At 31.4% G+C, this 17868-nt stretch carries 15 protein-coding genes and 1 pseudogene; 6 read left to right on the top strand and 10 right to left on the bottom strand.

Features of this window, described 5'->3' with window-relative positions; translation table 11 throughout:
* The coding region (locus AC1DIV_RS27920) for a VirD4-like conjugal transfer protein, CD1115 family (protein ID WP_477577860.1) at positions 1 to 2151 on the bottom strand (2151 nt) is incomplete at its 3' end.
* A gap of 12 nt (positions 2152 to 2163) precedes the next feature.
* Positions 2164 to 4257, bottom strand: coding sequence for a MobQ family relaxase (mobQ, locus tag AC1DIV_RS27915; protein ID WP_237332151.1), 2094 nt, complete (start codon positions 4255 to 4257; stop codon positions 2164 to 2166).
* A 240-nt stretch (positions 4258 to 4497) separates the two neighbouring features.
* On the opposite strand from mobQ, the gene AC1DIV_RS27910 reads away from it, so the two are divergent.
* The gene (locus tag AC1DIV_RS27910; protein ID WP_105718958.1) at positions 4498 to 4764 is read left to right on the top strand and encodes a hypothetical protein; all 267 of its coding nucleotides are present in this window, start codon (positions 4498 to 4500) and stop codon (positions 4762 to 4764) included.
* 15 nt (positions 4765 to 4779) lie between these two features.
* Positions 4780 to 5145 (top strand): hypothetical protein, encoded by a 366-nt coding sequence (locus AC1DIV_RS27905; protein ID WP_105718959.1) that lies wholly within the window; start codon positions 4780 to 4782, stop codon positions 5143 to 5145.
* A 9-nt stretch (positions 5146 to 5154) separates the two neighbouring features.
* Here the strand turns inward: AC1DIV_RS27905 and AC1DIV_RS27900 are convergent, their stop codons facing one another.
* A complete protein-coding gene (locus tag AC1DIV_RS27900) occupies positions 5155 to 6699 on the bottom strand; it encodes a hypothetical protein (protein WP_105718960.1) in 1545 nt (514 codons plus the stop codon).
* A gap of 156 nt (positions 6700 to 6855) precedes the next feature.
* On the opposite strand from AC1DIV_RS27900, the gene AC1DIV_RS27895 reads away from it, so the two are divergent.
* The gene (locus AC1DIV_RS27895; protein ID WP_105718961.1) at positions 6856 to 7557 is read left to right on the top strand and encodes a hypothetical protein; all 702 of its coding nucleotides are present in this window, start codon (positions 6856 to 6858) and stop codon (positions 7555 to 7557) included.
* A 30-nt stretch (positions 7558 to 7587) separates the two neighbouring features.
* Here AC1DIV_RS27895 and AC1DIV_RS27890 read toward each other — a convergent pair whose 3' ends face one another.
* From AC1DIV_RS27890 to AC1DIV_RS27880, 3 genes are all read right to left on the bottom strand, one after another.
* Positions 7588 to 8025, bottom strand: a complete 438-nt coding sequence (locus AC1DIV_RS27890) for a hypothetical protein (RefSeq protein ID WP_105718962.1) — start codon at positions 8023 to 8025, stop codon at positions 7588 to 7590.
* Positions 8018 to 9220, bottom strand: a complete 1203-nt coding sequence (locus AC1DIV_RS27885) for a ParM/StbA family protein (RefSeq protein ID WP_105718963.1) — start codon at positions 9218 to 9220, stop codon at positions 8018 to 8020. Before AC1DIV_RS27885 ends, AC1DIV_RS27890 begins: the two co-directional genes overlap by 8 nt.
* 287 nt (positions 9221 to 9507) lie before the next feature.
* Positions 9508 to 10335 carry a hypothetical protein gene (locus tag AC1DIV_RS27880; protein WP_105718964.1) on the bottom strand — a complete coding sequence of 276 codons (828 nt, stop codon included), beginning with the start codon at positions 10333 to 10335 and terminating at the stop codon, positions 9508 to 9510.
* A gap of 95 nt (positions 10336 to 10430) precedes the next feature.
* Here AC1DIV_RS27880 and AC1DIV_RS27875 point away from each other — a divergent pair, with 95 nt between their 5' ends.
* Positions 10431 to 10802 carry a hypothetical protein gene (locus tag AC1DIV_RS27875; RefSeq protein WP_105718965.1) on the top strand — a complete coding sequence of 124 codons (372 nt, stop codon included), beginning with the start codon at positions 10431 to 10433 and terminating at the stop codon, positions 10800 to 10802.
* 379 nt (positions 10803 to 11181) lie between these two features.
* Here AC1DIV_RS27875 and AC1DIV_RS27870 read toward each other — a convergent pair whose 3' ends face one another.
* The gene (locus AC1DIV_RS27870; protein ID WP_105718966.1) at positions 11182 to 12363 is read right to left on the bottom strand and encodes a hypothetical protein; all 1182 of its coding nucleotides are present in this window, start codon (positions 12361 to 12363) and stop codon (positions 11182 to 11184) included.
* Between the two features lie 312 nt (positions 12364 to 12675).
* On the bottom strand, positions 12676 to 13755 hold the full coding sequence (locus AC1DIV_RS27865) for a helix-turn-helix domain-containing protein (RefSeq protein WP_105718967.1): 1080 nt from the start codon (positions 13753 to 13755) through the stop codon (positions 12676 to 12678).
* A gap of 543 nt (positions 13756 to 14298) precedes the next feature.
* Between AC1DIV_RS27865 and AC1DIV_RS27860 the strand changes: the two genes are divergently transcribed.
* Positions 14299 to 14925, top strand: coding sequence for a hypothetical protein (locus AC1DIV_RS27860; protein WP_105718968.1), 627 nt, complete (start codon positions 14299 to 14301; stop codon positions 14923 to 14925).
* Between the two features lie 216 nt (positions 14926 to 15141).
* Positions 15142 to 15750 (top strand): alpha/beta hydrolase, encoded by a 609-nt coding sequence (locus tag AC1DIV_RS27855; protein ID WP_105718969.1) that lies wholly within the window; start codon positions 15142 to 15144, stop codon positions 15748 to 15750.
* Positions 15751 to 16140: 390 nt separating this feature from the next.
* On the opposite strand, the pseudogene AC1DIV_RS27850 reads toward AC1DIV_RS27855, so the two are convergent.
* Both AC1DIV_RS27850 and hxlB read right to left on the bottom strand, forming a co-directional pair.
* Positions 16141 to 17128 (bottom strand): annotated as a pseudogene (locus tag AC1DIV_RS27850) (Gfo/Idh/MocA family protein).
* Between the two features lie 358 nt (positions 17129 to 17486).
* Positions 17487 to 17868, bottom strand: a 382-nt coding sequence (gene hxlB, locus AC1DIV_RS27845; protein WP_477577859.1) for a 6-phospho-3-hexuloisomerase, incomplete at its 5' end; no start/stop codon positions are given.

Raw genomic sequence — 17868 nt, 5'->3', positions numbered from 1 at the left:
TTCTAGTTCAGGTTCTAATGGAAGGTCCAAGTTCAGGTCATCTTCTAGTTCAGGTTCTAATGGAAGGTCCAAGTTCAGGTCATCTTCTAGTTCAGGTTCTAATGGAAGGTCCAAGTTCAGGTCATCTTCTAGTTCAGGTTCTAAATCAAGACTCTTTTCTTCTTCCTCTAGAACACTGTTCTTATCTTCATAATTAGCAAGCATTTGATTAGCAGAAAACATATTGGCTAAAATTGCTTCTTTTACGTTTCCATCCTTTTCTTTATCTATAAATTTATTTTTATTATTAAAATCTGTTTTTTCTATAAATTCTTCTTCTTCAACAAAATCTTCTAAAGTAAATTTCTCTTTAGTTCTTCCTTCTAAAACTAATTCCTCTTTTATGTTATCTTGCTCAACATTTTCTGGCACTGTATCTTGTGACGCATCTGCGGCTGCTAATTCCAAATAATCAAAACGACTAGATTTATTTTTATCATTTAAAATGTCTTTAAAGAATTTAAACTGAAAAGCTTTTTTCAACTTAATTGAATGGCCCCCTGAAACTAACAATATAGCCTCATCCCTAGGTGTCCTTGTTAATTCATCAGCCATAACTAAATTTCGCCCACTGTACGAATCTGATTTAGAATCAGAACCACCTTTGTCATTTTTAGATACCGATTTGGAGTGTTTACCAATAGTTGTTTTACCAATTAAATCCGAAAAATATTCAGCTGTTAACTTATCACTCACACCTAGCAGATACCTTAGACTGCAGTTACCTATAATAGCTTCAGCTTTTTCTTTATTGTATTTATCAATTAACTGTCCAATTGATTGGATGATAGTACTACAAGATATTCCATAACTACGACAAGTTGCTAACCTTTCTTCATATCCAGGTATTGTTCCTAGGTTTGGAAATTCATCTAAAAATAAGTTTACTGGCACAGGCAATTTATTAAAGTTTCTATCTGCTACATCATATAAACGCTGGAACATTTGAGTGAAAAAGTTAGCAATTAAAGGCTCCCACGTACTATCAGCAACAGGCAAAATTACATAAACAATCATTTTTCTCTTTCCAATATCATCTAACTGAAAATCACTTGTTTCTGTGAATTTTCTAACATCACTTGCATCAAATTTAGATAAAGTAATGGCTAAGGAAACAAATATACTATCACGAACTTTATCATTAGCCATAGCAACAATTTGATACGCTGAAAATGCTGGATGATCTGGTTCTAGTCTCTTAAAGAACGTATCCATTTTTTCTGGTGTAGATCCATGTGTTGTAAGTATTCGCTTAACATTTGCAAGATTTGCTTCAGTCGGACATTCATACTTTACATAAAGCAGTAATGTTTTTAAAAGTGCGATTTCTGCTTTGGTCCAAAAATCAGGTTTTTGTCCATTCATCGAATTTAAAACGATTGTATTCGCAACTTCTTCTGCTTCTACTTCCTTTGTAATATAGTCAATAGGATTGTATCGGTCCGATATCAACATTTCTTTAAAGTTAACTAATCTTATTTCATATCCATGTTGCTCTTTTTTAAATTTTGCACTTGCTTCATAAATTTCTCCCTTAGGATCTGTGATAACCATTGAACGATTCCGTTCAGCAAGTAAATTAGTTAAAAGATAGGATTGGGTTTTACCAGAACCAGGTGAACCTACAATAGCGATATTCCTATTTGGAATTTCAGTATTTCCAGGTAGAATAACAGGCTTATCATCCAACAATCCAAAAATTAAACCCTCTGGATTTTCCAAATTTTTCAGAGGGGATTTATTAAATGTTTTTTTAACAAAATCTTTATCATTAAAAACTTCTACTGGCTTAGCAAAACGTGCTGTTCCTTCTGAACCATAATTAGAGGCATCCTTATATTTCCCTTCACCTAAAATTAATTTATATAATTTAAAAGAAAGGAAAATCACTGCTGCTATTGATATTAATTGTAACGGTAAAAATAATTCAGTGTTTTTTGAGATAGCATACAATTCAAAAGGCTCTTTTAAAGCTTGTGTAACTTCATTAAAATCTTTATTTGTAGGAAAGTGAACTACAAAACTTAAAAGAAACATATCAGCCAATATTACAGCTACAAATGATATTAATATAGCCATGAATAAGGTTCCTTTATCTAGTCCCTGCTTCAATACATCTCCTCCTTATCTACTCATGCCATTGTTCCTTCTCTTAGTTTTATTTTCATCTAAAGCACGTTCAATGTTTGTCTTTCTACCCTTATCAGAATCATCCATAATATTTTGAATGCTGTTTGCAACGTTTCTCATCAAGTCAGCCTGATTTCGGTTTTTATCGTAAGTTTCATTCATATCCTTACTAATAGGATTATCTTTGTTGTTAGTACCACTTGAACTAGAATTTCCTTCTCGTATTTGTGGGTTTATTTTCTTATCCTTATCCATGTACTTCATGTATTCATCAATAGGGACAATTCGTTTTTCTTGTTCGTTTGCTTTCAAAATTTTGGCTGCTGTTTTTCCATCAATCCCTTGTAGTCTAACCTCGTTTGGATACTGCTCTTTCACTTTGGAAATCATTGATTTATCCAAAATATTTAACGACGTTTTAACATGTTTCAATCTATCTGCTAAAGCAAGACGTTGTTGAGAAATATCTTCTTTTTCCTTTTCATACTTAACAGGATCAGATACTCGAATTTTTTCTACTTCAATTTCTTTTTTGTCTAAACTCCGTTTCCAGTTCACAACAAATTGATTATCTTTCTTAAACTTGTCATATTGATCCAACAAGCTCATTTCTTTTAGAGGTTTAGGATTATCAATTTTATCGAGATAATCACGCGCCTGCTCTAAAGGAATCACTTTACCGGTATGCCTATATTCTTGAACTAATTTATCAACTTCGCTAACAGGTAATTTATTTAATTCTTCATTACCGTTATATAGAATTTTAGCCTGACTAATAGTTATACCTTCAAGTACCTTGACCGTATTATTAACTTTGTCTTTGTTCTCAACAAATTTTTCTTTTTCTGCATTAAAACTATTAACATTTTGTTTAAGTTTAACAGCCCTATTATTAGATTCCTCTTTATAGTTTTCAGCTGTAAATCCTAATCGTTCCAATTGGATTCTAGACCTATCTTTAGCTATCGTATTGTTTGGTGCTGATACGTAATCCTGATACACGACTTTAGATTGTTTTATAGCAGCCATTTCTTCTTTTAACTCTTTCGCTTTATTGCTTAATGAACTTTCCCAATTTTTAAATTGGCTTTGGCATTTCAATGCCACTGATAATGTAACTTCTTCCTTCATGCGATTACGAACAAACATGATTGATGTTTTTTCTAACGGACTAATATCTTTCCATAAACCACTTTTCTCTAGGGATCTACGGATATCCATTTCCATCTCTTTTTTCTTTTGTTCTAACTGGATTAATGTTGAATTAGATTTCGTTAGTTCTTTTTGATAAAACTCTAATTCACGATTGGCATTTTTAATATCGTGATTTAGTTTTCCTTCTCTTGTAACAGGTTTATATTCAACACCATTTTTCATTGCTTCTTCTTTTGCTTTTGTTTCAAGAGCAGCTGCATTATGGCCTAAATGAACTGTTCCCAAAACATCTTTCCCTTGTCGTTCATATGAACGTAAATCAAACCGTCTTTCCATTTTTAATTTTTCATAAGTTTTATTTACTAAATCTTGATAACTATCTCTCCAGATCTGCACGTTTTCTTTATGATCCCATGGATTGTTCATGTAAATCTTTTTACCTTTTTCGTCTAACTCACCAGTGAAAGGACGCTTCTCACCCCAAGTACCATCTTCATTAAACGGACGCATTGTTAACATGATATGAGCATGGGGATTGTGGTCTTTATCTCGGTGAATATTTACATCAGCAACCATTCCTTTTTCAACAAACTGTGAATTTACATATGATTCAACTAGTTCTCTTTGTTGTTCATTATTTAGATCGTTAGGAATGGCTATTAATACTTCTCTTGATAGTTGGGAAGTCCAACGTTTCTCTGTTTTTTCAACTTCATTCCAAAGTTTTTCTCTATCGTTTACCCATTCTGGCGCATGAGAAGGTGAAAGGATAAATGATTCAGGTTTTTGTTCATGTTTTTTAAATACAAAAGTCCTTTGATTTCGGTCATCATACAATTTTTCATCACTTCTATATGCTGCACAAGCTACTGTAGATCTTCCTTGCTTTCTTGAAATGATGTTGACACTAAAATGTAGACTAGATGCTGTCATTATCCTTACACCTCCCTTTTTATTTATATAGCCCCTGCGGGTAAAACAACTTTTACTAATCAGAGCGAAGCTTTGATTAGTAAAATCAAGAATGAAAATGAAATTTTCGTTCTTCGGAATCACATAGCGACAGCTATGTATAATTGCGCAATGTTTTTAATCACATTGATATTATATCACTTTCCAAACGTGGATTTCAATGGTATACTGGAGAAAATTATCCAATTTAGGAGGTTTATTATGGCACGTAAAAACCCTGCAGATCGAATTAAAGACCTTCAAGATCAAATGAAAAAATTAGAACAACAATTAAAAGAACAAGAAAAAAAACGTGATGAAGAGTTAGGAAAGATTTTTAGAGAAGAATGGGGAATTGAAGACAGTGAAACAGCAAGATTAATCATTGACTCATTAAAAAGTGATGTAGAAACATTAATAAAAACCCTAGATAATAACCCTAAAACTGATGACACTAAAGAAGAAAATTTAGTTTCCCAATCATCATAAATGTGAGGTAAATTTATGGCTAATGATAAATTTACAGAGTATCAAAAGTTAGTGGATAGTATTGAAAAACAAAAAAAGAAATCCCAAGTTATCGAGGATCATGTAAAAGCTGTTCAATTGAGAAAAAATACTCAAATTGATTTCAGAAAAAATAATCCACTTAGAAGAGAACGTACACATCGTTTAGTACAAAAAGGTGCTTTATTTGAAAAGTATATTGAGGAACATTTGGGAGAAAGTTTTTCTGGTCATTTAGAGCCTGAAGAGTCTGAAGTTTTATTAGACGTTCTTTCAGATATACTAAAGAAAAATAAACCCTACATCATGAACCAGTTGAAAATAAAAAAACAGAAAAAGAAAGAAGCTCACCCTAAAGAGTGAGCTTCTTTTTTATCTAGAAAATGATAATTCAATTGTTTCTTCAATCTCAATTTCAACTTCTTTTGTTGTTTTTTCAATTGAGTTAATTACTCCATTTAATTCATTAGCTAAAGAAAAATTCTTTAAATTTTCAATAGTATTTTCATTGGTCATTGCGTAAGCTGCTTGTGCAACTCCAATAGATTCATTTAGTGTTAACTTATCTGTTTTCATTTCAGGAAATTGTTGTTTCAAATCAACTTTCAACTGTTCATTAATTTTATGATCAATAGTATCTAATTTAGATAGTTTTTCATCAATTTTACTTTTCTGTTGATCTAGATTTTCTTTAAATTGATTGTACTCTTGTGGAGATATTTTTTGTTCTAATTTTGCTTGGTATAAAATTCCCATATTTTTATTGATTTCTTTTTCTATTTCCCTTAAATCTCTTCGGGATTCTTGATTTTTCTCAAAAGTATTTATGGCCGTATTTAAAATTTTTTCTTTTGAAAACTGGATTCTTTCATTAACTTTTTGTTGTAAGTTTTCTTTATAAACTTCAGCAACTGGTTTATCTAAACTTCTAGCTTCTTTTTGTGCGATCTTAAAGTTATTTAGTATTTCTTTATCACTTAAACTTTTAAGATGATTTAGAACTTCCATTTGCCCTCTAATTTGGGATGGTAATAAAAATGGTGATTTTAAATCTGGAATCGAACTATCTATATTTTTTTCTAACTTTTTACTTGCTTCATTGTTTATTTCGTTCGCTTTATTAAATTCATTTCCTTTTTGTGAAAGATCTCCTGCAGCTGTTTCAATTTTTACTTTTTCACCAATTCCCTCTCCATTTATATCCCAAACACGTTTCTCATTATCATTAATTTCATTTTCTTTTTTTGCTTCAATTTTCAATTCCTGGCCAATACCTTCACCATCTATATTCCAGATACGTTTCGCTTTATCATTTCCTTCTTCTGACGTAACAAGAGAATCTGGTTTATCCAATTCAATATCATTTTTTAAATCTATATTTCTAGAATTCCCTAATATTTTTTGTGCTTCTTTCATGTCCTCTAATTCATCTAACATATTGTCATGTTCTTTATACTCTTTAGCTCTCATTTTTGGGTCATCTGAGTATGAGATACTTTGATGAAACTGGCTACACTCTTCTCCAAAATCTTGAATCTTTTCATTGATTTCATCATTAGACTTCCCTTTAAATTCTTCTATATATTTATTTACATTTTCTTTACGATTATTATCAATTTCTCCACTTACATTAAGATCTTCAGATATTAATTTATCTTGGTCAATTGGTTTAACAATTGAATCCAATTTGTCCAAAGGAACATGTACAGACTTTTCATCGTTCATAAAAACAACTTTTTCATTTTGCAAGCCTTTAATATCAAAAACACCTGTTTCTCCTTCAATAGAAAATCGTTGATTTTCATATTGTTTTAGAATGTTTTTTTCCATTTCATTTACTATGGAGTCATGTATTTGACTAAATTCAGATTCCTTCTGTTTTAGCCTATCATGGACTTCAAACAACTTCTTAACCATTGCTTCAACTACAGAATTAACAGCATGTTCAACGTCTTTTCCAACTGATCTAGATATAAAAATCCCTCCATAACTTTATTTTAAATTAATCATGATGTATATTATTAGTATACAATACAAACATAAATATAAATAAGGAAAAATTGGAGGAGGAATATGAGTTCATCGACTCGCATAATTTCTTATAAAGCCACTATAAGAGTGAAAAGAAACCTTGAAAAATTTTCAGACAACCTAAAAACAAGTAAAGCCAAGATTATTAATTATGCTTTTTATGAATTATTTATTAAATATCCTGATAAAGCTACACCAGAAGTAATAGCAGATTACATTTCTTTAAATACTTTTGATTTAAAAAAAAGCAATTATACGCTGCACATTTTGATTGATTATTATGATCGTATCACTGAAATAAAAAGTAAAGTTCAAACAATAAAAAATGTTGAATATCATGACAATGAATTTATTGGTCTTCTTCTGGCCTTTTACTTCGATAAAGTCTCATTTTTGAGAAAAAAAAAAGTGAATGAACAGTTTAAAGAATTTAAAAAACCATCCCAAATAGGTCTTTATCTAAACAAGGATCTAAAAGGTAAAATAACTGAACTATGTCAGGACTATCAGTTAAATGCTGGTATGTTACTTTTTGATATCTTGACTGATACAGACTTAGGTAAATTACCATTTAATTCTCTTCCTAAAAATATCGTAATTGAAAGTGAAGAAAAAGAAAGAATTATGGTCTTTCTACCTCCCTATATTCATAAACAATTAAATGAACTCCCCTTAAGTAATTCTTTTATAGCTGAGGTCCGTTCAGAGCAATATTTGCATAAATTTGAATTAAAAAAAGGATAACTAAGTTAATTAGTTATCCTCCTTTTTAGTTTAAAATAGGTCTTTATTAACTTTATTAAAAACACTAGATTTTTCTTTTTGATGTGATTTTGTTTTCACTTGAACATCTTCTTTTGATTCCTTATTACTACCTACAGTTTCATTTTCCTGGCTGTTTACTATATTTTCCGGCATTTTCTCATTAGGCTTATCTTTTATATATGGTAAATTTCCGACCTCTTCATGATTTACACTTAGTACGTCTTTATTCTTTAATGAATCTAATATAAAAGTATCTTTAAATACTTGCTTTTGAACTGCCGGGTCCAGGAAGTCGTTGCTGCCATATACATCAATTATATGATACAAAATACTTCTCAAAGAACTAGATATATTATCTTGTTTATTAAACCAATCATAAAATTCCTTGGATTCGTTCTCTTTGAACTTCCAATTATATTGCGTTCTTGCTTTCTTTTCCTTAGTCATTTACTAAAACCATTTCTTCTACTTCTACGTATTCTTCTTCAAAGAACATATTTTTATTTAAAATATCTAGTCCTCTAACATTCATATTTACAGCATATTTTTCTGGAATCCATAGTACTTTTGCATCTACTGTATCAGCAAATTCTTTCAAGAACTTATACATATCAGGTTTGAATTCTATAGATCCACCACCATAACAAACTATATATTCAGGCTCACTTGATAAAGTAGTTGTGTACTTGTTTTCTACATCATCTAAAATAAAATCAACTTGGTTGATACGAGATTCTTTTAGACACTCAACAGCAAGTTTATGATCCTTAGGATACTCGTCTGGTCTTTCAATGTATTTAGCAAATTGCTGACGATTAATATGAAGACCTTTCCTTTCATCCTTCATTAGATTTATAGCTTCTTCAACCGCATGACCTACTCCTCTTCTTTCACCTGTGCATTGGTCCGGCTTAGGATTTACACCCACTGAATAAATATATTCTGTTGTTCCACTTCCAATATCAACATGCATTAGTTTAGCATCAGTGAAAAATGAGCCATCAATTGACTTCAAATTATATTCTTTTAAGAACTCTTCAAACATGTCTTCTGAGCCTTCAAAAATAGCATATAGAGCCGGAATCCCTTCTTTAGTTACTTTCACTTGTTTGAAGTTTAATTCCACTGTAACGCTTTCCTGGCCAACATACACGATAACAACATGTTCAGCATCCATAAATCTATTTTCTAATTGCTTGGCTGTATTAACGTTATGCTGACTAGCTGGTATTGCACTACTCATTAAGACTTCTACAGATAAAGTTTTTGGCAATGTACCAGACTTTTCATATTCCTTTTGAACGGCCCTTGCAGCTGCGTATCCTAAAGTATTAATTAACGGCAAATCATTACTATGCTTTTCATGAACTGAAATATCCATATTGGATACTCCTTCTGTAGTTTGAATAGCTCTTTCACCAATCAGGTATAGTCCTTCACGACGAATTGATTTACTTGTAATATGTACGAGCAGTTGATCCAGTAAATTAATTACATTCTTTTTAATATCATTTTCATGTACTTGTGGTTTTCTTGTGATTTTTTTATAAGCACTAGGAATTTTAATAACTTCTTTCATACCAGGTTCAAGAATTTTCATCTTATCATTTCCGATATCGTTAGCCAAAATTAATTTAGTCATTTGCAACAGCTCCCTTTTCTTTATCCTTAATTATATTATATCCTAAGTAATTAAATTAATCAACCAATTATATATAATATTTATATAAATTTTATATATAATTTATTACTTAAAAATTCATATTCGAAATAGCATCCAGTCATCATTTAATTTTATACATATATTATATAATTATTATATAAATAATAAATTTTTTTCACAAAGATTAAACACTTAAATTAAAACAAAATTAAAAATACACCATTTATATATAAATAATATATAAATGGTGTATTTATTTAATATATTTAAGATGTCTTGTTTTTCATATACCCATCAAAACGTTTTAGTATATTAGCTGTTACAAGCAAGACTAAGTGTAACCTAAATGTTGCATCTTCAAGATCTGATAGACCAGGGTGGGGACCTTCTGGGCATAATCTTTTCCAGAAACCATTAATAAAGCCTTTACCCTTGGCAGTATCCCATTCATTTAAAGAAACATCAAAAATTGGTGGAGTGGTTTTAGACAACTCTATTTTTCTTTCATGGCTGCTCATACCTTTTACCTTGGCTTCACCGTAGATTTGTTCTGCCATTTCATCAAACAAACCTTCTACATATGTCCGCAGTTGGCCATTAGCTGATGCCCATTTTCCATTTGCATGGCCATCCATCGCTTGTCGTAGATGTCCTGAAGGAGTTGAAAATTTGTATTTATCGAGCAACACAAAAATTTCTTCTTGGGATGAAGGTATATTAACGATTTTAGGTACATGATATTTTAGTTCATCATCTATAATCGACAAACCATCCTGTTGCAGGAGTCTAGAGATCAACGGATATGTATCTTCAAAACTTTTATCGTCGTATTCGTCATATAGCTGTCTTTCATGAAGGAAACTAACCTCTTTGTCTATTAGTTCCTTTATTAATTCGAATGCTGTGTCAACGGCTTTAGGATCATCCGTCTTTTTAGAGAAGTAAAGAGTAAGATTATTAATCCGTTCTTGTTTGCTGTTGCCTATAGCGATATTTTCCAAACTGTGTTTTATTGCATAATCTGTAATTTTCGCGTGAGTTTTCGGTTCAAGAAAAGTTGTTAGAATTTCACTCAATAATCTCCTTGAAATCATGAAATACCTCCTGGTAAATTTTACTTATTCCATACTATACTATACTATGAAGGTTATGGATCAATAAAGTTTTAGGAGATTAGGAGGATATACAAATGCATAAGGCATCTTCACCAGTTTGTGTCCATTGCGATAATGAATTGCATGATTGGAAAGGCAATATCATGGTAGATAGTGATGATTTTTTGAGGCAGCATGTAATAAGAGGACTTCAAGTATGGTGTTTTGACTGCACGAAGGAGTTAGATAAAGAGGGATACGGAAAAAATTATCATCACATTTGGCATTTAAGCCGGATACAAGATGGTTTTTTTACCTTGGTTGAAGGAGTCTTGGATAGCTCACAGAATCCGGATGTCGTTACCAAATGGGAAAAACAAGCTGTTAAAGACTTTTTTGATTTAGGTAGTCTTAGATATCAGGATAAGACTATCGAATGGATAGACGAAATAGAAAAAGAAGAATGAATATCGCGCCCGCCAATCTGGAAGGGCGTTTTTTATGTTCAGAAAAATGACATACCAACGTTCACAATAAACACGAACCTTTGTCATAGTAATTCTCCCTTGCATTTTAACAAGCAAACCGAATCCAAAGATATGTAATTCACAAGAAAGACACCCTTAATAACTAGTTCAAATAATAAATACACCCTTTATATATAAAATATATATAAAGGGTGTATTTATTTAATATATATAAAGGATACAAAAACATTATGTATATTGAGCAATTTGTTTGAAGTGCCAAGATGGTCCTGTTTGGTGAGACTTTGCATTCCTTAAATTCCTTTTTACGGTCAGTCAGACATTTACCATTGACTGCAGCTGGGCAGGGTTTCTCTCCTTAATTAGGGACCTCATTCATATGAAATTTGAACTTCAAATAGGTATCGAAACCCAAAAACCTTTCCTGAAGGGTTGGTACGCGTCTACTACCAGAAGTTTGAAAAACAGGATTGGAAATAAAGTACCCCCCATGTTCTGCTTTAGTTACAGTTTCCAAATAATCTTTATACTTCATATTAGATAAATTTTCCACATAATCTTCATATTCATCAAACTTCTCATTATAAGCGTTTTGGTATTCACTTTGAGTTAAAGATCCAGATAAAGATTTTTTTTCTAATTCCAAAAGGGTCGTTATGGTAAAAATTTCTAACTTCGCAAAATTAAGAGACATACTATAACCTTCCACAAACTCATGAAACTCTTTGCTACTTGGCTTATTTTTAACCTTTTCAAATTCCTTTTCAAGTTCAATTTGATAAAATTCTTGGTTTAAAAGCCTTTCAGTTGAGTCAAAATTAATTAGACTCCTCGCATCTGTTGATAATCTATTATAAAAGGCTCCGTTATTTATAATTTGTTCAAGGGCAGTATTTTTATATCTTGAAATTTTTATATCTTCTAGGAATATTTCATCTTTTTCTTGAACCTTTTTTATAATCTCCTCCAATTTGGAGTCGATCTCGTCATCTAAATTTTCTTCCTGAGCTAAAGCTAAATCTATTGTAGAAATTAAATTCTCCTTATCATCCTTTTCTTTAAATGCCTCCTGTGTATATCCCGACAAAGTAAAACCAATGAATGTACTGATTAACCCAAGCCATAAAACAACATATGGATTATTCGCAGTTACCTGTTTATCTTGTAAATATTTAATCATGATATGAACAATGATTAGGACCAAAACAGTAGCAATTAAAAATAATGATGATGTGCCTGCTTGAGAAAGGGAATATAAACTAAAGATCGTCACCATTATTAAATGACTTATAGTCCAATTAAAAATCGGGTTTAACCAACTAAATTGAAAGAAAATGTCCAATAATAACGAGTGAACTTTCTCATTACTCAAAAAATGAAATAACAGTATGATTAAAATCACAGTAAACGCTAACGCTATCACTAAAGGTTTAAATGAATACCATTCATCTGATTTTAAGAAAATTGCATATAACGAATAAAATAAAACAAAAAATAAAAAATATAAAACCCTAATTTTTTCTTTCACCCATTTGAACAATCGATCATCCCCCTATTTAAGTCTATATTCCAGTTGCTTTCAGGGGTCATTTTTACTTTGTCATTGTAATTCTCCCTTAAAATTTCTAACCAATTAAAATGAATCCAAAGATAAGTGAATGCTGACCTTAAAGACTAAATGGCAGGGTTAACCCTGCGGTCTCCTTAAGGAAAGGTTCTTTCACGCTTTAATGTAGTTAAGTTAACAGGTTAAATTTAGGTTTTAAGTGATTTTAATCAAAGATAGGGATTAAATATTAACCACTTTTTATCACAGCGCAATAACGGCTTCTATGGATAATAAAGGGTATAGTTAATATATACCCAATGCATCCAATTCTTCAGATGATGATACATAATCAGGAGCAATAATTGCTGAGACTGATTCTTGAATTGGCTGTTCTATAGATAATTTGCTTAAATCTATATCCAACCAATTAACAAAAGGAAAACTGGAAGATGGTGCTTCTTTTGATTTTGCTTTGTTATGTGTACGTGGATATTTTAGTAAGTCAGAGTAAAGATCGGAAAACATCGCAGGAATAGATCTTTTAATTATTCCTCCCTTGCGTAAATGTTTTTCAATCTTCCATATTGCTTGAATTGCTAGGATTATAGATTTTTTATCTGCGTTACTTCCAATACGTAATCCAAGTACAGAAGCATGTTCTTTTAGTTTTTCATGATATGTATGGTTTTTAATTGTTTGATATAATTCAAATTGGAATTCATTAGTATAATATAGTGATATATGTTGGTCCTCTTTTTGTTCTTTAGCTGCGTTTAATAATTCATTTTCTATGGAATCCTTAATACTATTTTTTTCTTGTTTAGAACTAAGGAAGTTATTATTGTTAGAACTCGGTTTTTCTTCCTCTGTACTTACTCTCCCAATGGATTGTTCGTCTTCAAGACCTACAAAATGACCTACAGTAAGTTCTTCAGAAGCATTATTATCTTCTTTTATATCTTCATTAAGCTTTTCTTCTGGCAACTCATCAATGAAAAAGACTTTATTCAAGATTTCTTTAAAATTGGGATGAGATTTTAAAACAAATATGTACTTACCAGCGTTATGATCGGCTAAACGACCAACAATAATTTTTCCAGTTTTCTTTATTGCTTTTACGGCGTTATAAACAGTTGTTATTGATACACCAATATCTTCAGCAAGTTTATCGGCACCAATTTTCCAAATACCGCAGCCACTCAATAGATATGTAATTTTCTCCAAAACTAAGTATTGTTTGTTCGGGAATAGTTTATTAAAACTCTTGCCAGATTTAATTACTGATTGCTCGATTGAATTAAGTATCATATACTTTTGTTCAGTATTAGGCCTTATACCTTGAATGTATCTTTGTACATCCAAATTGTACGCAGTTAGCATCATTTTATTTTTCTCCTTTTCGGAAAGGAAAAAGACACTATTCCCTTTTAAAATAACAAGGAAACAGTGCCTAAAAAAATAAGTATAAGACTTGAAAATACTTTTAATATGATTTAAAATAGGGACATATCAATATAAAGATATGTGATAAATTAAGATACACATTAATAAAGTATTTAAAAGGCTTTTGGCAAGTGTTTCCCTAGTCGTGTTAGGGTAAACGGTTTAGATGTGTTGGTCGCACATTCTAAACGCGCTGAAAGTCTTTTTTATTTCCGTTCATATTTGATATTTCTATTATAGGTTTAGTAATCTATTAAAATCAAGTGAACAGTAGTAATTTTATGGAGAATTATGCAGAAATTTTAGAACTTCGTGACAATTTTTAACAAGTTGTGAATCAGGGATTTTTTCATTGTGTTTGAAATTCAAAACAGTAATATGTTATCTTTTACATATAAATAAATCTAATACCATTTTATTTAATCATAATTATAGCAAAAGTTCCAACTAAATAACATAGTTAATTTAAATGGGGGGCATGTTTTGAAATTTAATATCCTCACGAATAAAGAAATTAATCATCTTATAGAAATATCAGCGAAAAAGATAGGTACTAGCAAAAGAAATATTACTTCGATTGCCTTAACGGATATCTTAAATCGTTCTTATACTTTAGATGAAATTGAACAATTAAAAGTGTCAATTCAGTTAAATTATGCAACCACCATAACAATCAATGAATCGGTTGGTGATAAAATCAATCAAATAAATAGGCATGGCCTATCAAAAAGGGTGTTCTTTGGTTATTTGATTTGTGATTACTTTTATACAAACTACAATTATTTTTTAACAAAAAATGACCTAAACGATGATAAAGAATTTAACACAGAAAAAGATTACATTCAGATTAAGATTGATAAAACGATTAAAAGTAAAATTTCTACATATTCCGATGAAAATGCTATTTCTATAAATAGTCTGTTTGCTCACTATATTTTAAATAAAGAATTAACAGTTAAATCATATTGTATTGAAGGGGAAGAACTACTATATTTAACCTTCAGCAAGGATGTAAAGGATATTATTAAAAAAAATTCTAGTGAAATGAATATTTCATATCGTTTTTATTTAAATCTTATAGCAGCTCAGATCTGTAATGATCTATTTTAATTCGAATATGAATATTGAATAATCGTCTTTATCATACAAGATTAGACAAACGTAGGGTAGTGTCATCTTTTATGGCCCTAGAAAAGCAAAAGGGGCTATAAAATATAGCCCCTAGAATGTAGACACCCCTTTTTCTGAAAGTTACTTTTGAGAAAGTGGTTGGTTTACCTTTTGTAATGATCTATTTTTATAAAAATTTGATAGGAGATTTTAACAATGTTGTATTTTATTAGTGTGATAGCGTTTATTTTTATTTTAGTAATGTTAGTATCGATTTTTGTTGGCTGGAAGTTGATACATCCTCCGGATAGACCCGTCATTGATAATCCTAAAAATTATGGTTTAAATTATGAAAATATTAGTTTTAAAAGTCGTGGAAATGATATTACTTTAAAAGGATGGTACATTCCTGCTGAAAAAAATGAAAAAATGACTTTGATTTTTGGCCATGGATATTTAGCTAACAGAGAAGAGCCTCGAGCAGAAGCTTTAAAATTAGTAAAAACACTTGTATCTGATGGCTACAATGTGCTGATGTTTGATTTTAGAGCATGGGGCGAATCAGAAGGAAAAATGTGTACTCTTGGTCTTTATGAAAAGTTTGATATGCAGGGAGCAATTGATTGGGTGAAACAGAACAAACCAGAATCTCGAATTGGCTTATTTGGTTTTTCTATGGGCGCTGCAACATCATTGCTGGTTGCTGCTGAGGAAAACTGTGTAGAAGTAGTTGTTGCTGATAGCCCATTCAGCGATTTAAAAGCGTACCTAAACGAAAATTTATCTTATTTTACTAAACTAGGGGTACGACCGAGGTACTTGTAAAAAAGGGTCATAGCATGGATTTTTTTTACATTTACAACCCTTTTTACTCTGTAGGGTAGGGTGGGGTCAGAAAAGTGCGGTTGTTGGTAGGATCCTAATAGGGGTAGTGTCATTGTCGCTACTCCTATTAAGGAATACTTAAACTAAATCACAAATTAATAAGAAGAAACACATCTTAAAAAATGAGCATTGAACCTTTGCATAATAAGCAAAAGTCCTTTAAAATTTGTTAGCCGGGTAGAAAATGCTATAATGCTCTTATAAAAAAGAATGGATGCAAAATAGTTTAGGTAAGTTCTAAAACGATTTCTTTTATTCTTCGACAAACAGGCCAGATTCGTAATTTCTCAAGAGAATAATACAAGTCGCTGTAGGGGTTTTTGTGTTTTTTCACTTATGATCACTTTGATATACAAGACCTATTTCATCTCTCACTTTATCCAACACTTGTATCGTGGTGTATGAATTTTTATATGAGTTAGTATCAGACTCTGTTTTTCCTCGGTTGATTAATTCAATAAATTCTTTCACTTCGTAATACATAGCTGGATGAGATTGGTCGACTGTTAATTGTTCAACCGTGCCGTCAGTGTAGTGAATTTCTACTTTTTCAGCCGTATGAATCTTATCAATCATGATACTTCCTTTTTCGCCTTGAATTTCGCTTGGTAAATAAGAGTTCGTTATTTTGGAATACATCACAATCGCATCTTTATCATCATATTTTAAGATGACGCTACCTTCACCATCCACACCCGAATCAAGCATAATGCCAGTTGCCTTCACTTCTTTTGGTTCACCAAATAATGTAATAAGTGGATACAAACAATAGACACCAAGGTCCATTAATGAACCGTTCGCAAACTCTGGATTGAAGGCATTAAGGACAATTCCTTCTTTGTATTTATCATAACGAGATGAATACTGACAATAGCTTGCAAAGTATCTACGGATAGGACCAATTTTATGTAAATTATCTTGAATGACCTTGAAGTTTGGAAGTAAGGTTGATTTCATTGCTTCCATTAATAGGGCGTTATGATCTTTTGCGGCTTGAATCATCCTCGCTACTTCGGTTGCATTAACAGCCAGTGGCTTTTCACATAACACATGTTTGCCATTTTGCAAAAATAAAATAGCTTGTTCTGCGTGATATGAATTGGGAGTAGCCAATGTACACCGCGTCAATTTCTTGACTAACTGCCATTTCTTTTAGGTTTGTAAATATTTTTGTTACTCCATATTTACTTGCAAATTCTTCTGCTCTACTAATCGTGCGAGAATAAACAGCAGTTAGTTTAAAATCTTCTACATCATTTGCTGCTTCAAGTAATCTTTCTGTAATCCAATTAGTACCGATTACGCCGAATTGAACCATTTATTCAACCTCATTCCTTTGTTTTATAAAACGAAGAGTTTTGTTTACTACACTTATGAAGCGTTTTTCATCGCCAATAGGATTTTATTTTCCCATAAAAAAACTTATATAGACATGGGGCCTACCAGTGAAATATTGGTGATAACCCAAATAGGGCTCATACTGTGAGTGATGGCTAAATTCTTGGCTGTGCCCCACCCAATAATGATCTCTGATCCGGCCATAGAAGGGACTGAATCAGAGGCTATTTTTTCTTTCCTGTATGGACTGTGTTATTTGTAATATGCAGTAAAGACCGCAATTCATAAAAGAAATAAATGCGGTCTTTACGATGTTTCCATATTTTTTAAAGTGTACTCTATTCGAGATTGGCATGTTTGCCGTACATTTTAGTAGAGTCTAAGCCTTTTTTTTCCATAAAACGCAAGATCAATGCATCATAAAATAATAACATCGTTTGCTCAAAAAGTGACCCCATTGGTTGTATGGTCTTATATTCACTTTCAGATTGATCTTTCGGTGATCCAGGCAATTTAATGATAATATCAGCTAATTTTCCAATCGTGGAGTCAGGGGAAATCGTTACAGCTGCGACCGTCCCACCTAAACTTTTTGCTTTTTCAGCGATTGAAACCAAGGTTTTCGTTTCACCTGAACCTGAACCGATGATCAACAAATCATCTTTTTCTAAATTTGCTGTTACAGTTTCACCGATTACATAAGCATCGATCCCCATGTGC

The organism is Peribacillus sp. 05N428 (assembly GCF_056397085.1).
Note: the sequence above shows the minus strand (reverse complement) of the source record. Positions and strands in the feature narration are given on the sequence as shown.